The sequence below is a fragment of the uncultured Rummeliibacillus sp. genome, assembly GCF_934216135.1.
Taxonomy (GTDB): Bacteria; Bacillota; Bacilli; order Bacillales_A; family Planococcaceae; genus Rummeliibacillus.
Genome location: NZ_CAKQBI010000010.1, coordinates 1 through 19695 on the forward strand (window position 1 = coordinate 1; position 19695 = coordinate 19695).

General features: G+C 34.0%; 17 protein-coding genes. 5 read left to right on the plus strand and 12 right to left on the minus strand.

Features of this window, described 5'->3' with window-relative positions; translation table 11 throughout:
- The coding region (locus tag Q0977_RS08390; RefSeq protein ID WP_299512525.1) for an acetyl-CoA carboxylase biotin carboxylase subunit family protein at window positions 1-731 on the minus strand (731 nt) is incomplete at its 3' end.
- A complete protein-coding gene (locus Q0977_RS08395; protein ID WP_119417393.1) occupies window positions 700-1959 on the minus strand; it encodes an ATP-grasp domain-containing protein in 1260 nt (419 codons plus the stop codon). The genes Q0977_RS08395 and Q0977_RS08390, both read right to left, overlap by 32 nt.
- Window positions 1960-2135: 176 nt before the next feature.
- On the opposite strand from Q0977_RS08395, the gene Q0977_RS08400 reads away from it, so the two are divergent.
- A complete protein-coding gene (locus Q0977_RS08400) occupies window positions 2136-3041 on the plus strand; it encodes a hypothetical protein (protein WP_299512528.1) in 906 nt (301 codons plus the stop codon).
- A 70-nt stretch (window positions 3042-3111) separates the two neighbouring features.
- Here Q0977_RS08400 and Q0977_RS08405 read toward each other — a convergent pair whose 3' ends face one another.
- A complete protein-coding gene (locus Q0977_RS08405) occupies window positions 3112-3597 on the minus strand; it encodes a hypothetical protein (protein ID WP_367269459.1) in 486 nt (161 codons plus the stop codon).
- Between the two features lie 15 nt (window positions 3598-3612).
- Entirely contained in the window at window positions 3613-5043 is a 1431-nt protein-coding gene (locus tag Q0977_RS08410) for a polysaccharide deacetylase family protein (RefSeq protein WP_299512531.1), read from the minus strand.
- 501 nt (window positions 5044-5544) lie between these two features.
- Between Q0977_RS08410 and Q0977_RS08415 the strand changes: the two genes are divergently transcribed.
- Entirely contained in the window at window positions 5545-6954 is a 1410-nt protein-coding gene (locus Q0977_RS08415) for a C69 family dipeptidase (RefSeq protein WP_299512535.1), read from the plus strand.
- Window positions 6955-7162: 208 nt separating this feature from the next.
- Here Q0977_RS08415 and Q0977_RS08420 read toward each other — a convergent pair whose 3' ends face one another.
- From Q0977_RS08420 to Q0977_RS08430, 3 genes are all read right to left on the minus strand, one after another.
- Entirely contained in the window at window positions 7163-7444 is a 282-nt protein-coding gene (locus Q0977_RS08420) for a hypothetical protein (RefSeq protein WP_147414472.1), read from the minus strand.
- A 446-nt stretch (window positions 7445-7890) separates the two neighbouring features.
- The gene (locus Q0977_RS08425) at window positions 7891-8679 is read right to left on the minus strand and encodes an enoyl-CoA hydratase (protein ID WP_299512540.1); all 789 of its coding nucleotides are present in this window, start codon (window positions 8677-8679) and stop codon (window positions 7891-7893) included.
- The gene (locus Q0977_RS08430; RefSeq protein WP_299512543.1) at window positions 8669-10243 is read right to left on the minus strand and encodes an AMP-binding protein; all 1575 of its coding nucleotides are present in this window, start codon (window positions 10241-10243) and stop codon (window positions 8669-8671) included. Before Q0977_RS08430 ends, Q0977_RS08425 begins: the two co-directional genes overlap by 11 nt.
- A gap of 170 nt (window positions 10244-10413) precedes the next feature.
- Here Q0977_RS08430 and Q0977_RS08435 point away from each other — a divergent pair, with 170 nt between their 5' ends.
- Together Q0977_RS08435 and Q0977_RS08440 are read left to right on the plus strand one after the other, a co-directional pair.
- A complete protein-coding gene (locus tag Q0977_RS08435; protein ID WP_299512546.1) occupies window positions 10414-11730 on the plus strand; it encodes a GntP family permease in 1317 nt (438 codons plus the stop codon).
- 334 nt (window positions 11731-12064) lie between these two features.
- Window positions 12065-12232: a hypothetical protein gene (locus Q0977_RS08440; protein ID WP_158582337.1), complete on the plus strand. Its 168-nt coding sequence runs from the start codon at window positions 12065-12067 to the stop codon at window positions 12230-12232.
- 126 nt (window positions 12233-12358) lie between these two features.
- Here the strand turns inward: Q0977_RS08440 and Q0977_RS08445 are convergent, their stop codons facing one another.
- On the minus strand, window positions 12359-13552 hold the full coding sequence (locus tag Q0977_RS08445; protein ID WP_119415444.1) for a hypothetical protein: 1194 nt from the start codon (window positions 13550-13552) through the stop codon (window positions 12359-12361).
- Between the two features lie 401 nt (window positions 13553-13953).
- Between Q0977_RS08445 and Q0977_RS08450 the strand changes: the two genes are divergently transcribed.
- Complete coding sequence (locus Q0977_RS08450; RefSeq protein ID WP_299512555.1) at window positions 13954-14493, plus strand: ECF transporter S component; 540 nt, start codon at window positions 13954-13956, stop codon at window positions 14491-14493.
- A gap of 73 nt (window positions 14494-14566) precedes the next feature.
- Here the strand turns inward: Q0977_RS08450 and Q0977_RS08455 are convergent, their stop codons facing one another.
- From Q0977_RS08455 to Q0977_RS08470, 4 genes are all read right to left on the minus strand, one after another.
- A complete protein-coding gene (locus tag Q0977_RS08455) occupies window positions 14567-15412 on the minus strand; it encodes a pyridoxamine kinase (RefSeq protein WP_119415442.1) in 846 nt (281 codons plus the stop codon).
- 241 nt (window positions 15413-15653) lie between these two features.
- Window positions 15654-17165 (minus strand): sodium:solute symporter, encoded by a 1512-nt coding sequence (locus Q0977_RS08460; protein WP_299512559.1) that lies wholly within the window; start codon window positions 17163-17165, stop codon window positions 15654-15656.
- 18 nt (window positions 17166-17183) lie between these two features.
- Window positions 17184-17936 carry an SDR family NAD(P)-dependent oxidoreductase gene (locus Q0977_RS08465; protein WP_119415440.1) on the minus strand — a complete coding sequence of 251 codons (753 nt, stop codon included), beginning with the start codon at window positions 17934-17936 and terminating at the stop codon, window positions 17184-17186.
- Window positions 17936-19675 (minus strand): methyl-accepting chemotaxis protein, encoded by a 1740-nt coding sequence (locus tag Q0977_RS08470; protein WP_299512564.1) that lies wholly within the window; start codon window positions 19673-19675, stop codon window positions 17936-17938. The genes Q0977_RS08465 and Q0977_RS08470 overlap by 1 nt, the downstream gene beginning before the upstream one ends.
- Between the last annotated feature and the right edge of the window lie 20 nt (window positions 19676-19695).

Below are 19695 nucleotides of genomic sequence, written 5' to 3' on the forward strand. Positions count from 1 at the left end.
CTATACATGAGTTCATTTTCTTTTTTACGTGCATAAGGTGAGATATGACCTGACTCTACAAATGTTTGTGAATATAAAAGCTTTTTGGTAACCCCCCATAAATATACGTTTCCTTTGTAAATAATTGCTTCTAAAGAAACCTCTTCTCCTTCAATAAATTCTTCAACTAAGATAAAATCCTCTTCATCTTTATAGATAATTGTCTGATTAAATGCCGTCTCAATTTCATGCTCTTCTTCAACTTTGCGAACACCTATACTCCCCTGTTGATTCCGAGGTTTTAAAATAATAGGATGTTTGTTACATTTCCAAAATTCTTTCACTTCATCGATAGTTTTACATAAATTGAATTTCGGGGATAAAAACCCGTGGTCTTTCAAAATTTTTCTTGTTATATACTTATCAAGACATGATTTAACACTACTGATTGAATTACCTTTAAAGTTAAACAATGATTGTATTTTAGAGACGTTATATAGCGCTGCCTCCTTGAAAGTAAAAATAGCATCTAACTTTTCCATTTGATGAATTTTTTCTGTTACCAAAAGTAGTTCATCAAAGTTAGTGAAATCTACTATAATTTTTTTATAAGCATTCTCTATTAATTCCTCATATTTCTCTAAATTAGATTGTTTATCGCCTAATATAACTTCAAAACCTATTTTTTTTGCTCGAGCAATTGCGTTTTTTATATGGGTTTCAGGAATTCCTACCAGGAATAACTTTTTCACTTATATTACATCTCACTTTCGAACAAGCATTTATAGCAAAATTAATGGCTTCATCTGTGTTTTCACCTACTGTAATAACATACGCAATCCGTGAATCATGGAATATATCAGGTGGTAACCCTACGTAATCACCAACTTGTTTTTCAATTACAAAATCTACAACACCTGGCATTTCTTTAATTTTTTCTATTCCTTCCCATGCATGGACTGTTCCTGCAACTTCAGCAGTTAGGAATTTTACACAAGCACCTTTATTCTTAGATGAGGTAAAATCGAACTCTTCACCGATTGCAGCTAATAAATTTGCTTCTGTAATATCTATTCCCGTGGCAAGTGGGATTAAGTGAGTAGTAATAAAATCCCCTCCCAATCTTCCATTAATTTCAACAATTTTATATCCATTTTTGGTCATCATAATTTCGGCATGAAAACCACAATTATCAAGTCCTAATGCATGTATTCCGTTCTCTGTGATTGATAATAATTCCTTTTCTACCTTCTCAGAAACTCTCGCAGGAAAAGCGTGTTGGTATTCCTCAAAATAGTAATCTGTCCACTTTTCGGTAATACCTGCAAAATGGATATTACCATTGGATATTATTCCTTCAACACTTATTTCCTGACCTTCCATAAATTCTTCTACTAAATATTCATTTGGATAAAAAGAAAACATAGCATCATTGTTCGGTGTAGTAGAAATAATTAATAGATCATAAATATTTTCTAAGTCTGCAGGAGAAGTAACTTTAAAAACACCTTTACTGGCTGAGGCGCCAACAGGTTTAACGATTAATGGATAATCCATTAATTTGCTAGCATTTTTAAGTTCTTCCAAGGTAGAAAACTTTTTGAATTTTGGATGAGGAACTCCTGATTTCCTCAAACATTCACGCATTTCACCTTTGTTTCTAGCACGAACAGCTGAGGCTACAGAACTCCCTTTCAATCCAAATTCTTGAGCAATTACTGCTACAGGGACTACATCTCTATCCCAAAAAGTAATAACGCCGTCAAAATGGATTTGAGTATGTTTTTTAGTCAAAATAGAAATGGTTTCATTTATATCATAGGTATTTGCTTCAATAAAATGATCTACAAAAGGAAAGGACCACTCCGGTAATGATGGACCAACTACTGAAACTTTTAATCCCAATCTTTTTGCTGTTTCTAACGTTAGAATCTTTTTGATATATGTAGCATTAAAAAACAAAATATGCTTATCCTCCATACGTCTATCCCCATTTCATTCTTAAAATAATGTAGTTAATATCCAATCAAATCCCATACTAATAAAATAAATTCAATCACACTATCACCTCCTAGCAATTTAATTATTTCAATTTTTAGAAATTTCATGATAAAATGTTAGCAATTACTAACTGTTTTAGTGAGGTGGTTGAGTTTATGAACACTAAAATTGGCTGTATCATTCGTGAGATTCGAATAAGTAAAAAAATCAAATCAAATGTACTTTATAAAGAAGTACTATCTAGACCTTCCATAATAAAATTTGAGGAAGGCGAAAGTGATACAACTGTGGAAAGATTTTTAATCCTACTCGATAGGTTAAACATTACTTTAGAGGAATTTGTAGCTATTTATAAAAATGGAGAAAATCAAGATTTATCTTTGACCTCTAGCTATATTCAGGCCTTTTATAAAAAGGACCTGGCTAAATTGAATGATATTTATTATTCAACTCAACAATTGTATAAATCAACAAAAAATCAAAAGTATTTACATTATGGAGCCATTATTAGTCTGTTAATTGATTCGATACAGAACAACTTCTCACATAAAAACGAGAAGGATATTCTCCAAGACTATCTGATGAGGTGTGAGACATGGGGATATTACGAATTAACTTTATTTATTAACACTCTGAATTTTTATTCAAATGAATTAATAGACACCGTATATAGAAACGCAAAAAAAAATCTTTTGAAATACAACCAATTGCCACGCTATCGAAATGAATTTTCTATTTTACTATTTAATATTTTGGAAAAAAAGTTATCTAGTGGATATTATCGTAATTTAGAGAAGTATTTAGACGAATTAACAGATTTTAAAAATCAAAATAAAGATGTTATGTATTACCAATCTATGGTTACTTATTTTGAAAATCTTATAAATATTATTAAAAATAATAATATAGAAGATAATGTGAAAAGTATTGAAAATATTATTTCGATATTTAAGTTTCTTAAAATGGATTACAAGGCAGAACAATGTCAAACACTTTTAACAAGCACCTTAAAGCGAAAAAAAGATCCAAAAGTTATTTCTTTAAATCTAAATAATTCTTAATTGCATTTCTAAAAGAAGTCGATATTTGGTTGGGTGCTAATGAAATGTGGCTTGGTATCTTTTTAGTGTGTCATTGATATAAGAGGCGTATTATGAAGAACCAACTATCTGCTTCTAAGATGGGGATACACACATCTTCTGTAACCCCAGGATAAACCGTCGACTCAAATACAACGATGGCTCCTTTTGTAAGCTTTGACCCAACTATTTGACTGGCATTTTGAATGTATGTTAAATCAGGTATATTTCCACTTTGAACTGGTGTTGGCACGGCTACGATAAAAAATTTCGCATTCTCTAGATTATTACTATCTGATGTAAATTGAATGGAACAATCATGTAATACCGTATTTCCTAAATCACCTGTCAAATCGATTCCTTTTTGATATTCTGTGATTTTTCGTTCGCTTAGATCAAAACCTATGACCTTTGCTTTTTTGGAAAAAGCAACAGCAAGTGGTAATCCCACATAACCAAGGCCTACTACTGCTATAGAAGCTTGTCCGTTTACGATTTCCTCATAAAGATCTATTTTTTCTTCTATAAATAATCCCATACTGATCAACTCCATTTATGATTTATTTTTAATAAGATCTGAAACTAAAACAAATTTATAGCCTTTGTTTTTTAACTTTTTAATCGCTAAAGGTAATGCTTCAATTGTATGAATGTCATCTAACATGTGAAGAAGTATGATACTCCCGTTATGTGTCTTCTTTAGTAGTCCGTTTACGATATCCGTTGCATTATTCTTTTTATCCCAGTCTAAAACCGTTACATCGTACATGATGATATCGGAGTAACCTGTTGCTGCTACATTCTTAGCTGATTGTTCATCAATTTCACCTGTAGGAGGTCTAAAAAACATGACAGGCTGTTGTTGAATGGCTTCTGTAATTACCTTGTGAGCTGTCACTACTTCTTTCTGTAATTTTTCAGGGGTGATTTTAGTCAATACTGGATGAGTATACGTATGGTTTGCTACATCATGACCTTCTTCGACAATAGCTCTTGCCAAATTTGGGTTATCCTCCACTCCTTTAGCACGTAAAAAGAATGTAGCTTTTACTGATTCCTTTTTTAAAATAGCTAAAATCTGATTGACGGTCTTTTCACTTCCCCAATCGTCAAATGTTAAAGCTATTTTTGCGGATGTCGTATCAAGGTTATAAATAAGTTTATATTTTGCATTTTTGTTTTTTAAGTTGACTGAAGCTGCATTGTGTCCTGGAATTTGAGCTAATGGTTTTCTCTCTTTTCCATTTGCAATTAGATCTTCTAGCGGTATCAATTTATACCCCATATCTGAAACTACTTTTGCAATAAATGGAATAGCTGAAATAACTTCTGGATTAAAGTTTGTATTTAAGTTGATAATGCTTCCTCTTGCTATATATCTTTCTATATAAGAAGCGATAGATTTGGAATCCTTCATTTTCCAATCTTTCGGGTTGATATTATAACTAACCACAGCATCCATTCCTAATTGTGCTGCAGCAAGACGCACATCTTCTTGCATATCACCTGTTCTTGTGCGAACATAACGTGGACTAATGCCTGTTTCTTTTTGAATAATGTCATTTGATAATTTAATTTCTTTATAAATTTGTTCATAGTTAAAGTCGCTCATATCCGATTGGTTTAAAGTATTGTTTTCAATTTCATGTCCTCTTGCTAAAATTTCTTTTGCTATCTCTGGTTCTTCAGCGACCCTCATACCTGGCAAGAAAAACGTTGCTTTTATATGATATTTGTCTAATTCATCTAATAGCTTTTCCATTGTTTCACCATCACCCATACCATTAAAAGTTAGTGATAATGCTTTCTGGGTTGTATATACTGATGGGATTGCCTTACTTTCTTGACCAGTAAAGCGCTCAATTTTTTCTAAATTTCTTCCAGAAGTCTTCGAAGTGTCTGAACTTTCCTCCTGGCAAGCTGCTAAAAATAATGCCATTAAAACAATGAGTATTTTAAAAATGGATTTTTTATTTTGTGACATTCTTGCTCTCCCTTTATAAGTCTTTTAAACAGAAACAATATATTTCATAAAATTCTATATTTTAACTATTTAGTGCAAATGAAGAAACACATATCATACTTTTCACACCTTTCTTTACAATAAGCTAGTGTTATTTTCACAGTGACTTGTTATTTCATTTCAAGGTTAAATATAAAACCTGTTACTATTCAAGTAAGTTTTGGTATTGAAACTATTTCCAAAGTATTAGATTTTCTATATTAACTGATTATAGAGAATTATCTTTTTGTAAACTATTGAGGAATGTTAACAATTGGGTATTAACATTCCTCAGTATTTTTCTTTTTTGACTGTGGTAGCTGGACAAAGAGGATGTTACAGGCAGGTATCTTTTTTTGCAGAATATATGACAAAGCAATTTTAAATCTCTTTTCACTATCTATTAAAAGTCAGATTGTTCACTTCATGATATAATTTGTATTGCATTTTATAACTTATAGTAGAAGATTGGTGAATAATAATATGAAGAAACAAAAAACAGGTTCTTGTACAACACTTTTAGTCGGAAAAAAGGCTTCAATCGACGGCTCTACAATGATCGCGAGAAATGAAGATAGTGGTAGTGCTGCATCGAATCCTCAACGATTCGTTGTGATGAATCCAGAAGATCAACCGAAACTTTATAAATCTGTTCAAAGTACGTTTGAAATTGAACTTCCTGATAACCCTTTGCGCTATACATCAACACCAGATGCCAGTGATGAAGCTGGAATTTGGGGAGAATCAGGTATCAATAGTGCAAATGTAGCGATGACTGCAACAGAAACAATTACAACCAATTCACGTATTTTAGGCGTTGACCCACTCGTTACAAGCGGGATTGGTGAAGAAGATATGTTAACAATTGTTCTCCCTTATATTCGTTCTGCCAAAGAAGGGGTAGTTCGTTTAGGGAAAATTTTAGAACAGTACGGTACTTACGAATCAAATGGTGTAGCGTTCTCAGATAAAGATGAAGTATGGTATTTCGAAACAATCGGTGGACATCATTGGGCAGCGATTCGGATTCCAGACGATGCATATGTCATTGCACCGAACCGCTTTAACATCGATTATTTTGATTTTGAGTCTCCTGATACACTTTACTCAGAAGATCTACCAGTATTAATCGAAAAATACCACTTAAATCCTGATACAGATCAAGTGAACTTACGACACATCTTCGGCAGTGCATCTGTAAAAGATACGCGTTACAACAACCCACGTGCATGGTATGTTCAAAAATTCTTTAATCCAGAAATTGAACAACAACCGATGGAACAAGATTTACCATTTATATGTCGTGCAAATCGCAAAATCTCTGTAGAAGATGTGAAATGGGCGTTAAGCTCCCACTTCCAAAACACACCATTTGATCCTTATGGTGAAGGTGATGAAAAATCGAAAAGTATGTTCCGTACAATTGGCATTAACCGCAACCAAGAATCACATATTTTACAAATTCGTAACGATGTACCTTCTGAAATTGCAGGTGTGCATTGGTTAGCATTCGGACCAAATACATTTAACGCTGTTGTACCGTTTTATGCGAATGTTACGGATACTCCTGCATGCTATCGTGATACGACAACAACGTTCGATATTAGTAAAATCCATTGGTTAAGCCATACGATTGCTCTACTTGGCGATACCAATTTCGATCTTTATAGCGATTTCCAACGAGCGTTTGAACAAAATACCGTTGCAAGTTGCCGCTTCATTCAAATGAACGCCGATCAAGAAGCGATGAAACAAACTGATATTCAATCATATTTAGAACAAATAAATGAACAATTCGCGGATATTTGTTTTAAAAACACTAATAAATTATTAGGTGACATGGTAGGAGTCGGTACAAAGAGGATGAAATTAAACTTTTCATTGAATGATTAATAATAGAAAAAGCTGTGCAAAAAATGAATTTGCACAGCTTTTTTTAGGAGATTTTTAGACTTTATGTGTAAGATTTGAATTTTGATATTACTAAAATAAATGCTTCTAATAAATTGTTGAAAATTTTATCTATTAAAAATGTTAAAAAGAAAAAAAACGGCATGTTACCACATTTTTTTAATTAAAAGTCCCCCATATATCCACAAAGTTACAATGTGATAGCGGTTAATGCTTCTATTTCTTTTTTCAACTGGTATAACTCTTTACGTTTTTCTTTTATTTCCTCTAGCCTTAGTGCTTCTAATTTTGCCATGGTGTGAATGGAACGGATTGTAGCATCTTGTAACGCATTAATGCGACCATCCTTTTCAATTAATACAGTACAACATTTTTCGCACTTTACGGGTTTCGTATCTCTTAGGATGGACCTAAAATATTCAATTGGATATCTTTGTTGACATTTCGGTTTTGGGCAAACTACATATGACATCAATAACTCCTCCTTATTTATGAATGATAATAATAAAAGAGTTTCTTTCTGAAAATGGAAGCCCTGATTATGTAGAAAATGATAATGACCATTACTCAAAAGTATCATAGCCACAACCAACATTTTCACAATGTCTACAGGATCACCATATGAGAACACCTTTAATAATAAACCCATTCCTCCGGTTTCTCCTTTCCTGTGGCTAATATGATACATTTTTATTCGTTTTTGGATACTTTGGCTTTATAACCTTTAGTTAAGATAGGTTTTTTAGTGTATTTTGTATCATTTATTTAACATCTAAATTTTCAAAAAATAATGTACAAAAGACTTATTATATGTTATTTATTACTATTTAAACAGGATTTTTGTTTTACAGCAAAAAGCCTTTTGAACTATTAATTATTTGGTAAATTGAAGGGCCAGATGTGACTTCACTTACTTAGTCATTCCAAAAAACGTGGTTCTCTTTTTTCGATAAATGCTGCAACGCCTTCTTTAATGTCTTCTGTTTGGAAAACACGACCAAAATAGTGAGCTTCCGTTTCTAGCGCATTGGATAGGCTTTGTTCATAACCCTCATCGATTGATTGCTTTGCATAGATTAGTGCTTGGCGTGAATGATTGGCAATTTTTTTCGCGAGTTGGAGGCCAGTTGTTAAGCCATACCATTTCTTTACAACGATATTCACTAATCCTATGGATAAGGCTTGCTCGGCTGTTAAGGGTTCTCCTGTGAAAATAATCTCTTTAGCTTTTGCTTTTCCAACTAATCTTGCAAGTCTTTGTGTGCCACCAGCACCAGGAAAAAGGCCAAGTTTGATTTCTGGTAAGCCAATCTTGATGTGTTCTTCTGCGATGCGAATATCACAAGCTAATGCTAATTCGCACCCTCCGCCAAGGGCAACACCATTTAATATACAGATAGTTGGGTAAGGCAATCCTTCGATTCGATTTAGTGGATGTTGTAGCCATTGAGATTTAGTCTTAGCAACATCTACCCCTTTTCCCATCCATTCAGGAAAAGATTTAATGTCTCCTCCAGCCATAAATGCCTTGTCGCCAACTCCCGTAATAAGAACAACTTTGACAGTTGGTGTTTGTTCTATTTCATCAATTTTACGATGTAATTGCTCGACTACATCAGCATCGAGTATGTTAACAGGGGGATTTTGGATTACAAGAATAGCTATTTGGTCTTCAATTGTTAAACTTACCTTTTCTTTATACTCCATAAAAGTCCTCCTCTTGTTTGCAATTGCTATACATATCACGTAATACAAACTTTTTCACCTTTCCAGAAGGTGTACGTGGAATGTCATCTACAAAAATAACTTTTTTAGGCGTTTTATAACTTGCTAAAAACTGCTTACTATATTGGATTAACTCTTCTTCTAATATCTTACTATCCCCTTTTAACACAATCACTGCACATACAGCTTCAATATATTTTTTGTCAGGTATCCCAATCACAGCTACATCTTTTACCGCTTCATGTCGATATAAGACATCTTCAATCTCTGCTGCATAAATATTTTCTCCACCACTTCGAATCATATCTTTTTTACGGCCTGCTACTGATAAAAAACCATCTTCATCAAACTTACCTAGATCCCCTGTTTTACACCAACCATTACAAAATGATTCCGCTGTTGCTTCGGGCTTTTCCCAATATCCTTCTGAAACACCAGGACTTTTAATCCAAATTTCTCCTACCTCACCTGGCAAAGCCTCACTTCCATCTTCTTTCATTACACGGACTTCCGTTAGTGGTAGTGGCGTTCCGACGGTTTTACTTTTCTTTATGGAGTGCTTCGAGTTCAAAGAAGTAGCAATTGGCTGTCCTTCCGTTAAACCATACACTTGTACAATTCCAACTTGCGGATAATGACGATATATTTTTTCTATAGCCCAAGGCATCAAAGGGTCTCCACCAGTATAAATTGTTTTTAAATATGCTAACTGATAATATGATAAGTTTGGCAAATTTAACATGTCATAAATCATAAATGGAAACAAAAAGCAGTCAGTCACCTTTTCTTTCTCAATTACTTTGAGCACACGTTCTATTTCGAATCCTCTACTTTTGGTAATGATGACTGTGCCTCCCATTAATAGAACGGGCAAGGCTAAATCCTCTATTGCACCAACATGATACAATGGCCCTGTAGTCATGGCTATTTCATTTCCTGTAAATCCCCATTGCATTATTTGAATTATTGAAAACCAAAAAGTTGTATTATGTGTCCACAGTGCCCCTTTAGGTCTTCCAGTTGTCCCAGATGTATACATAAGCATAACTGGATCATTTATAGAAATTGGAACATTATCAACTTCTTCAGTCGATCCATTCGATAATACATTCCAATCATCTGCCCAAGATGGTATTTTTCCATTATTAGAAAGACAAATAAAACGTTCAGTACAGATTTTTTCATGGATTGGATTTATTTTTTCACTAAATTCATTATGAAAGCAAAGAACTTTTGTTTTAGAATCATTAAGAATATATTCAAGTTCATTTGCCGTAAGTCTAAAATTAATACGAACAGCAATTGCGCCAACTTTACCTATAGCAAAGTATAATGCAAAATACTCTAAACAATTGGAAAAAAGAATCCCTACACTATCTCCTTTTTTTACACCTATTTTCAAAAGCTGATTGGCATAAGTATTGGATTTTTCATGTAAATCTAGAAAACTCCATGAACGACCAGATTCTTCACGCACCGCTGTTTTTTGCTTTAATCGTTCATCTGGGGCTATATACATTCTCCTTGTAAAATGACCAATATCCATTTCCACACCCCCTATTTTCTTATCAAAATCTGATGTGATTCTATCTGTTTACACTTCTAAATCATTTATATTATTTTAGAGTCAAAAATATTATTTTTTGCCCCTACCATTGTTTTCTATACTATTTGGAAAAAAGGCAGCATATTGTATTCAAAAGGAGGTCGGCAAAAATGTTAGGATTTATAGGTGTATTTGGTAGTTTGGCATTATTAATTTATTTAACAGTTAGAGGTGTGAATATACTAATTGCAGCTCCTATTGCTGCATTAATCGCTGCGGTTTGCAGTGAAATTTCACTATTCCCTCAATTAGCACAAGAAGGAAATCCTGATCTTCTTACTAGTTATATGAATGGATTTACCGGTTTTATCGGTTCATGGTGGTTGATATTTTTAGCGGGTGCTATATTCGGTAAAGTCATGGAAGATAGTGGCGCAGCAGATAGTGTCTCCAAATGGATTGTTGAAAAGATAGGAGTCAAATATGCTGCGTTATCTGTTGTCATTGCATGTGCTGTCTTAACTTATGGAGGTGTTAGTTTATTTATCGTTGCATTCTCCGTCTTTCCAATGGCATTAAGTCTATTTAAACAAGCGGACATCCCTAGACGATTTATACCTGCCACATTAGCTCTCGGTTCTGTTACCTTTACAATGACTTCAGCGGGATCTCCTGAAATTCAAAATTGGATTCCTATTTCTTATCTAAACACGACACCATATGCCGGATGGGAAGTTAGTTTAGTTGTTTCTATTGTTATGGCAACATTTGGTTTTTGGTGGCTAAAACGAATGATGTCAAAGGCTATGGAAAAAGGCGAAAGATTCGTAGCAAAAGAATTTGATAAAATAAATGAAGTTAACGATCGTCCACTACCTCATCCTTTATTGAGTATGACACCATTATTAGTGGTCTTACTCTTCTCATTTATCTTCCATAATTCTATAGGAACATCTGCACTAATTATCGCTTTAATCGGAGGTATATTAACTACATATTTAGTAAGTTACAAATATATGCAGAATAGACAGAAAGCGATTTCAGAAGGAGGACTTGGCGCTGTAATAGCTATTGCCAATACTGCTGCTATTGTAGGATTTGGGGGTATCGTAAAGGAAACACCCGCTTTTTTGGCAGCGGTAGATTTTATGACTAATATACCGGGAAGTCCATTAGTAGGTGGCGCATTAGCTATTGCTGTTTTAGCAGGCTTAACTGGCTCCTCTTCTGGTGGCCAAGCAATCGCATTGCCTTTAATTGCACCGCATTATTTAGATATGGGGGTTGACCCAGAGGCTTTACATCGAGTAGTGGCAATCTCTTCTGGTTCTCTAGATACACTACCTCATAGTGGCTATGTTGTCACAACAATTCATTCTATTGCACAAGAGTCATATAAAGATGCCTATCCTGCTTTTGGCGCGCTAACCGTCATTATTCCTATATTAGGATCTGTACTGGCGATTATATTATTTTCAATCTTTTAATTTTTAGGTGCCACTCCGTTCAAATAATACGGAAATTAGTAATATAACCTAGACTATTCAAAAAATAAAAAGAAGCCCTTCCATAGAACTGATTTATCAGCTTTATGAAGGGCTTTTCTTTTATATTTTAAACTGACCACTACATTTTTATAAAATTGATACTTTTATAACAGTCAATCCTCTGTTAAGGTAGTTTGTAATTAAGAAAACACATTATCAAATTAGATTTCTGGAGACTAGTAATCTGTTTGTATGTAACTATTTCCCGATATCTAAAAAGGAGGGTATTATTATGCAATAAGCAGCAAGTCATACTTATTGTCGCTTCATTCAAATGAACGCCGACCAAGAAGCAATGAAACAAGCTGATATTCAATCATATTTAGAACAAGTAAACGAACAATTTGCAGATATTTGTTTTAAAAACACCAATAAGTTATTAGGTGACATGGTAGGGGTCGGTACGAAGAGGATGAAACTGAACTTTTCGTTGAACGATTAATAGATGGAAAAAGCTGTGCAGAATTGCACAGCTTTTTTAGATTATTATTAACTTACGATTTGAAAAACAATACTTGCAATCCTTGTTTCTAATTAGAAAAAACAACTACTGAAGCTAATTCATTAACTATTTCAAAAAGGTTTTAAAGTGTTGGTACGTTTTTTTAGGTATATATTTCTTTTGTTTGGTCGTAAGTTTTTTGTATGCAGTATTTACTTTTTTAATTTGTGCTTTCGATGATCGGCGGTTGATTTTTTCCATATCATTCGCCACGTCACCTGCTGCTCTCATATCAATCGTTTTTTCGTGATCTGTTAATACCTCTTTATAAATAAGGAATTTTTTTTGAGCTTTTGTTAGTTTATCATATTGAGATCGTACCTTTTTAACAGTTGATTTATAGTTTTTCGATGTGCTAAATCTAATGTTTCGGATGGCTTTATCAACGTTTGCCGCTGCTTTTTGATCTTTTACAGTTTGCTCATTTGTTAGAAGTTTTTTATAACTTTTTTTAGCAACTGCCTTTTGTTCTGAAGTTAATGCGTTATAATACTGACGGGCTTCCTTTACACGTTCTTGATAATCACCATCTTCTATAAACATATACAGTTCATCTGCAACGGATTCAAATTGGTGAATTGGTTCTTCAAATTTAATTTGCGCTTCAGCTTTCTCAAGTTTTGTTACGAAGTCAGGATTGAACATCTCTTTTTGTTTATCTGTAAGAATGGAGTATTGTTGACGGGCTTTCCAGACAAGCGACTCATCTGTTCCCGCTTCTATAATCAGGTTTTCAACACGTTTAACCCTATTTTGATTAACCGTAACCTCCATTGCTTTTGCTTGCTCGTAGCTCGCTTCAGCCAATTCCTCTGCAGCCGAACTAAGCTGTACAAAATCGCTGTAGGCCTGATTCAATTGCCCTAATGCGCGGTATGAATTGATATCAATACTGTCTACATAAGCTTTAAAAACATTCGCCTCTTGCTGGATTTGAACTCTTTCTTCACATTGTCTCAGCATGAAAGAGGCACCGTTTTTTTTCGCTATCGCCATCTGACTTGGCGTTAAATTCGTATACATTTCACGTGCACTACTTACTTTTTCTTCATCAATGATATCGGTTACTTCATATTTAAACTTATAAAGTTTTGCTACATAATGCACTACTTCTTGTGCTATTTTTTCATCTGCTAAATGTTTTTGATAAGCAATAGTCATTTCTTCAGTTGTTGCCGCCTTTACACCTTGCTGATTGGTTAGCAAGAGGATACTCATCCCAATCATTGCTGATGAAAGCATGATCCATTTTTTTCTCATATGTAATAACCTCCGGAAATTATTATGTATAAACGTATTTTATCATAATTTTAATAATTTTTATAAAAATATATAAAAAACGACCTAGAGATTAAGTCGTTTTTAAAAAATTATTCATTTGTTCTAGGCAATGTCCGTTCAGATTGTAATTGATTTGCTATTTTATTTAGTAGATTATCGATTATTTTTTCTATAGCTGAAAAACCCCACTCCTCAAAACATTTTCTAATTCTTCAAAAACTCTGACCACTACATTTTTTATAAAATTGATGCTTTTATAATAGCCAATCCTTTGTTAAGGTAATGTGTAATTAAGAAAACACATTATTTAGATTTTTGGAGATTAGTAATCGGTTTGTGTGCAACTATTTCCTGATATCTAAAAAAAGGAAGGGATTATTATGCAAAAAGCAGCAAATCATGCCTACAACAAAACACGTACTTTTGAATTAATCCTTAGTGCAATGTGTATTGCACTTGTATTCGTTGCAACAATGATGTTAAATATTAAACTACCAATTGCAGCAAATGGTGGTTTGGTTCATCTTGGTACAGCTATGCTATTGATCGTATCTATTCTATTTGGTCCAAAAACCGGTGCTATTGCTGGAGCATTTGGGATGGGCATATTCGACTTAGTTTCTGGTTGGACATTGTGGGCTCCTATTACTTTTATCTCTCGGGGATTACAAGGATACATAGCAGGAAAAATCGCTTGGTCTAATGGACGTAAAGGAAACCATATTGCTATTAATATACTCGCTTCTATCGTTTCAATGCCACCTATGATTGCTGTCTATTATATTGGAGAAGGCATTCTATATGGTAATTGGATACAACCAATGGCCTCTATCCCTGGAGATCTTGTTCAAAATATATTAGGGCTCATCATATCTATTCCAGTTTGTGCCTTTTTGAAAAAAATAAAAGCTTTTCAATAAAAAATAGAAAAGTGCCAAAGAATTTACTCTTTAGCACTTTTTTCATCCTTTAAAATCAAAATCCTATATACTTTTACAACAACATTCTTAAGTATTTTTCGAAGTTAACGCCTGCTTCTTTTGGGGTTTGTTCCAAGGAAGTATCGCTGATGGCAGCATTTAGAAAACTTTCTGCAAGTTGAACTGATTTTCTTAAATCATCCCCTCGCATCATGCCCCCCATAATGACTGATGCAAATAAATCTCCTGTGCCAGAATAACTTTCACCATTATACGGGATGGCATCATAAAATGTCTTACTTCCATCTAAGTACATATTTCCTATTAACTTCTCATTAAGATTTATCGGAGGATTAACTCCCGTGATAATGACTTTGGCACCTGTTTCTTGCTGTAACATCTTGCCGGCTTCCTCTATAGCTTTGATAAAATCCTTTTTATTCGAATAACTATGTAACTTATCATAAGATAATCCCGTTAATAGACAACATTCTGTCACGTTCGGAGTGATTACATCAGCATATTTCACAAGCTCCCGCATTTGCCCTAGCAATTCATCTGTAAAAAACTTATATGCTATGCCCATATCACCCATTACCGGATCCACCAGTAAACTTGTTTCTTTAGTCTGAAATGTATCTAAAAAGTGAAAAATATTATTAATCTGCTTTTTGCCTGTTACAAAGCCTGTGTAGATGCCCTCAAACGTTACATCCATCTTGTTCCATTCATCCTCAAAGTAATGCATTTTATCTGTAAAATCTTCGCAAAAAAAGCTTGCATAACCAGTTTGTGCAGACAATATAGCAGTTGGCAAAGGACAGACTTGCGTACCCATTACCGAAAGAACGGGAATAGCAGCTGTTAATGAACATCTTCCAAAAGATGATAAATCCTGTATTACCGCGACCTTTTTCATAAAACCAGTACCCTCCAAAAGTTGTATCTAGCTTAAACTTTAACTATCGTACCATAAAAAAAGAGCAGGGAAAATCCCTGAATTACTAGCACTTAGTTTTATATTGATTTTTATCTTACTTCTTATAACAATCGAATTTCTATAAATAAAAATACGACTTAACGAAAACTATATTTTATCTAGTTTCATTAAGTCGTATGTTTCTGTATTATCTACGAAAATAGAATAATTTGTTATCTAATTAGTTTGTAGCTTTTTTTAATTCTTCTATTTCATCTTTACTTCCTACTTCATCCAATGATTCATCTCGCTCGATTTTATGCATGTGGAGAACGTGTTGTGAAGGAGGTATGATGAGACTCACTACAACGATTGTAATTCCTGATATGACAACACCTGAAAATCCAGGTACGAGCCATAACTCACTTAACAACCCGATAAATCCATCTGATTCAACTTTTGGTCCAGGAACATGTGTAAGTGATGTAATAATATAATAGGCAAGTCCAGCAGTAATACTTGCCCAAACAGCCGGTGTACTTACACGCTTCCAGAAAGGTCCGAGAACAATTGGCCAGAATATCGTAACAAAGATAATATCCCAAGCTAAATAAGCTAAATCGATTACTTTTTGTGCACTAACAGCTAATATAAAGCCTAATACAGCACTTAAAAGAATCATAATTCTAGAGAATAATAATAATTTTTTTGAGTCTGGGTTCTTATTGATAAAATCGAGATAAATGTTTTTCGTCACAATCCCTGAAGTAGCAACGTAACAAGCGGCAACAGTTGACATACCCATTGCAGCCATTGCTGTTAAGAATATTGCTGACAATACCGGAGGAAAATAACCTTGTGCAAATGCTAACATCAGCGTTTCAGGATTTTTACTATTTGGGTAAATTGTTTTAAAAGCTTCTCCTAACATACCAGGCATCCAACTGATTGCTATAATGACAATCCCCGCAATAATCATACTTTTTTGTGCTACACGTGGACTTTTCGCAGCAGCAACCCTTTGTCCTAAATCTACAGCTGGAATATCACCAAGCGCTAAAACTAAATAGAGCGTCCAAAATTCTACTCCACCCTTATTGAACAATTCACTTATATTCCACCAGTCTGGGTTAAATGTAATGTCATGATAATTGAACATAATGAAAATCGAAATACCTAAAATTCCAAGAATCGCAAGTGTTCCTTGTACTACTTCAGTATATGCAACTGCCCATAAACCACCTATAACGGAATATAAAGCTGTCAAAGATACGAATAATAAAGCAGCTGGTAAAAAATCAATTTGTAAAAGCGTTTGGATAATATAGGTTCCACCAACAGTTAATGCACCAGCATTGAAAACACCAAATGCGATAGCCATTACGATACCTGTATAGGCACCTAATTTTTTACTACCATATCGTAAACCATAATAATCTGCTAATGTCCAACCTCTTAATCTTCTAAGAGGTTTGGTCCATATTAATGCGCCTAAAATCATACATGTACCTAGACCACCCATAGTAGCAGATCCTTCAAATCCACCACTAGTGTAGCCTGAACCGACAGCAGCAAAGAAGAATGGAGCAGCTAATAATGCTGCAATCAGACTTCCAGTTACAACAGATAACGGCATACTCCAACCGGCCACGATTAAATCCTCAGCCGTTTTGACACGTCGATATCCTTTAAAACCAATAAAATATATAAAAATCAAATACAATGAAAAAACAATAATATTCAACAATTCCATTACTCCTTAACTACAACATTATCCATTCATAACGCCCCCACCATTAGGGCCTAAAATTTGTCCTGTATAAAAATCAGCACATGATGATGCTAAAAACAAGACACTTTTAGCAATTTCTTCTGGTTGGGCTAATCTTTTTAAAGGATATTTTGCTGACTCTTCCTCAACATAGTTGTCACCGAATTCTGCTAAAATATCAGTAAATGTAGCGCCCGGTGCAACTGCATTAACATTAATATGTGGAGCCAGCTCTCTTGCTAATGATTTGGTAAATGCATTAATACCACCTTTAGCAGCGGAGTAATGTGCATATTCTTCACATCCTAAACTTCCTAGGTCAGAAGAAATGTTGACGATTTTACCTTTGTTTCTCTTTAACATTCTTTTTGCAGCTTCTCGACAATTATAAAAGTTTCCATAGAGATGAACCTTTATCATTTTGTCCCACTGTTCATCTGTCATTTCTGTTATAGGAGCATTTTGCGCAATTCCTGCATTGTTAACTAGGATATCAATGTCTCCTAAATGCTTGTCCATGTACTGAAACATTTCACTTACTTGCTTTGAATCAGATACATCCGCATTGTATTTAAATGCTTTTACTTCGAATTTTTCTGCCTCTAAACGCGTCGTTTCTGCAATTTGATCATTGCCTACATAATTGATCAAAACATTGGCACCTTGTTCAGCAAATGCTAATGCGATGGCTTTACCAATCCCCATACTAGAACCTGTGATGAGTACATTCTTTCCTGTTAGTTTTAAATCCATTATTTGTCATCCTCTAATTCAAATTTCGTAATAAGTGCTTGCAATTCTTCCGCTGTATGACCTAAAGTATTGGAAGCATCTTTTACTTCTTGCATTGCAACTAATTGCTCTTCTGTTGAACTTGAAACATTTAGTGAAAACTCTGCAGATTGTTGTGAAGTTGTCTTCATATTGTTAAGAGATGCTGCCACTTCTTCAGATGCCGCTGAAATTTGTTGTGATGCTGCTGAAATTTCTTGAATTTGTTGAGCTACATCTTCAGTAGAATTCAATATTTCTTTAAAAATCGAACCTGCTTGAGTTGTATATTCTAATCCAGTTTTAACATTCTCTTTACCTTTTTCCATAACTGTTATGGAAGCATCTGATTCAGATTGAATTTCATTAATAATCTTGAATATTTCTGAAGCAAAATGAGATGATTGTTCGGCCAATTTCTTGACTTCACCTGCAACAACGGCAAATCCTTTCCCATGTTCACCAGCTCTTGCTGCTTCGATAGCTGCATTTAGTGCTAATAGATTGGTTTGATCTGCTATATCGGTGATGAAATTGACAATACCACTAATTTTACTTGAGTTGTCATTTAGTCCTCGAATTGTTTCATCCATCTGTTTTACAGATTCACTTATTAAATTCATTTGATTTATAATTTGCTGAATCACTTCATTTCCTTGTTTCGCTGCATCGGTAGTAAGTTGCGATGTTTCAGAAACTGTATAAGCTGATTCTGCAATTTTTTGTATACTTTCTGCTGATTCTCCCATAGCAAGAGCTGTTTCTTCTGTCATAACCAAAGCAGTTTCAGCATTTTGTGCGATTACTTCCATCTCTTTCGAAACATGTGTAACTTGGTCGTAAGTTTCATTTGCATTTGTTGTTAATTGACTTGCTGAAGAAGCTACGTTATTCGATGTATTTTTTATATTTGAGATGATATGTTGTAAATTTTTCACCATTGTTTGAATAGATTGTGAAAGTTTTCCTACCTCATCATTTGAGACTTTTAAATCTACATGAGTTAAATCTCCATTTGCCACTCGGTTTGCAACGACAACTGCATTGTTTAGTGGTTTAAGTAAACGGTCGATTGTAAAGTAAAGAATGACAAGTAATATTAATAGACCTACAATAGCTAAAACAATTTCCTTAATAATGCTTTTCATAATAATCTTATTAATATAATCCGCTGAATAATCGATTCCTAATACTGCTACAGTCTTTCCGCTTTCGTCTTTTAAAGGCGTGAAGACAGTTCGCCATGAACCATATGAATCTTTGAAAATATCTGTTACTTCTGGTCGATCATTCTTAATAGCAAGTTTTGCAGTTTTTACATGTATTGGCGCAAGGTCCGTAAATAATTCTCCTGCTTTATAAACTTCATTTAAATTTTTTGTAAAACCGAGAGTGGTAACTCCATTCGGTTCCATTTTCCAAATGTAACTCCAATACATAACACCTTGCTTATCTTTAATGTTATCTAGCTTTTGTTGTACATTAAGAAATCTCTGATCGTTTCCTCCACTTATGTTTAGTAAATCAGACACTTCTTTAGGACTTAAATTCATAGAAGTTAATAATCCTACACCTTTTAATTCTTGTTTAAGACTAGTCTTCATCTGACTTTGTAATTGTGTAATACTTTGCGTTGTAATGACTGCGAAAAGTGCAATGACAATTATAGAAACTGTTAATAAAATTTTGTTTTTTAGTGACAGCTTTTTGAAAAATTTCATAGTAAGTCCTTACATCTCCT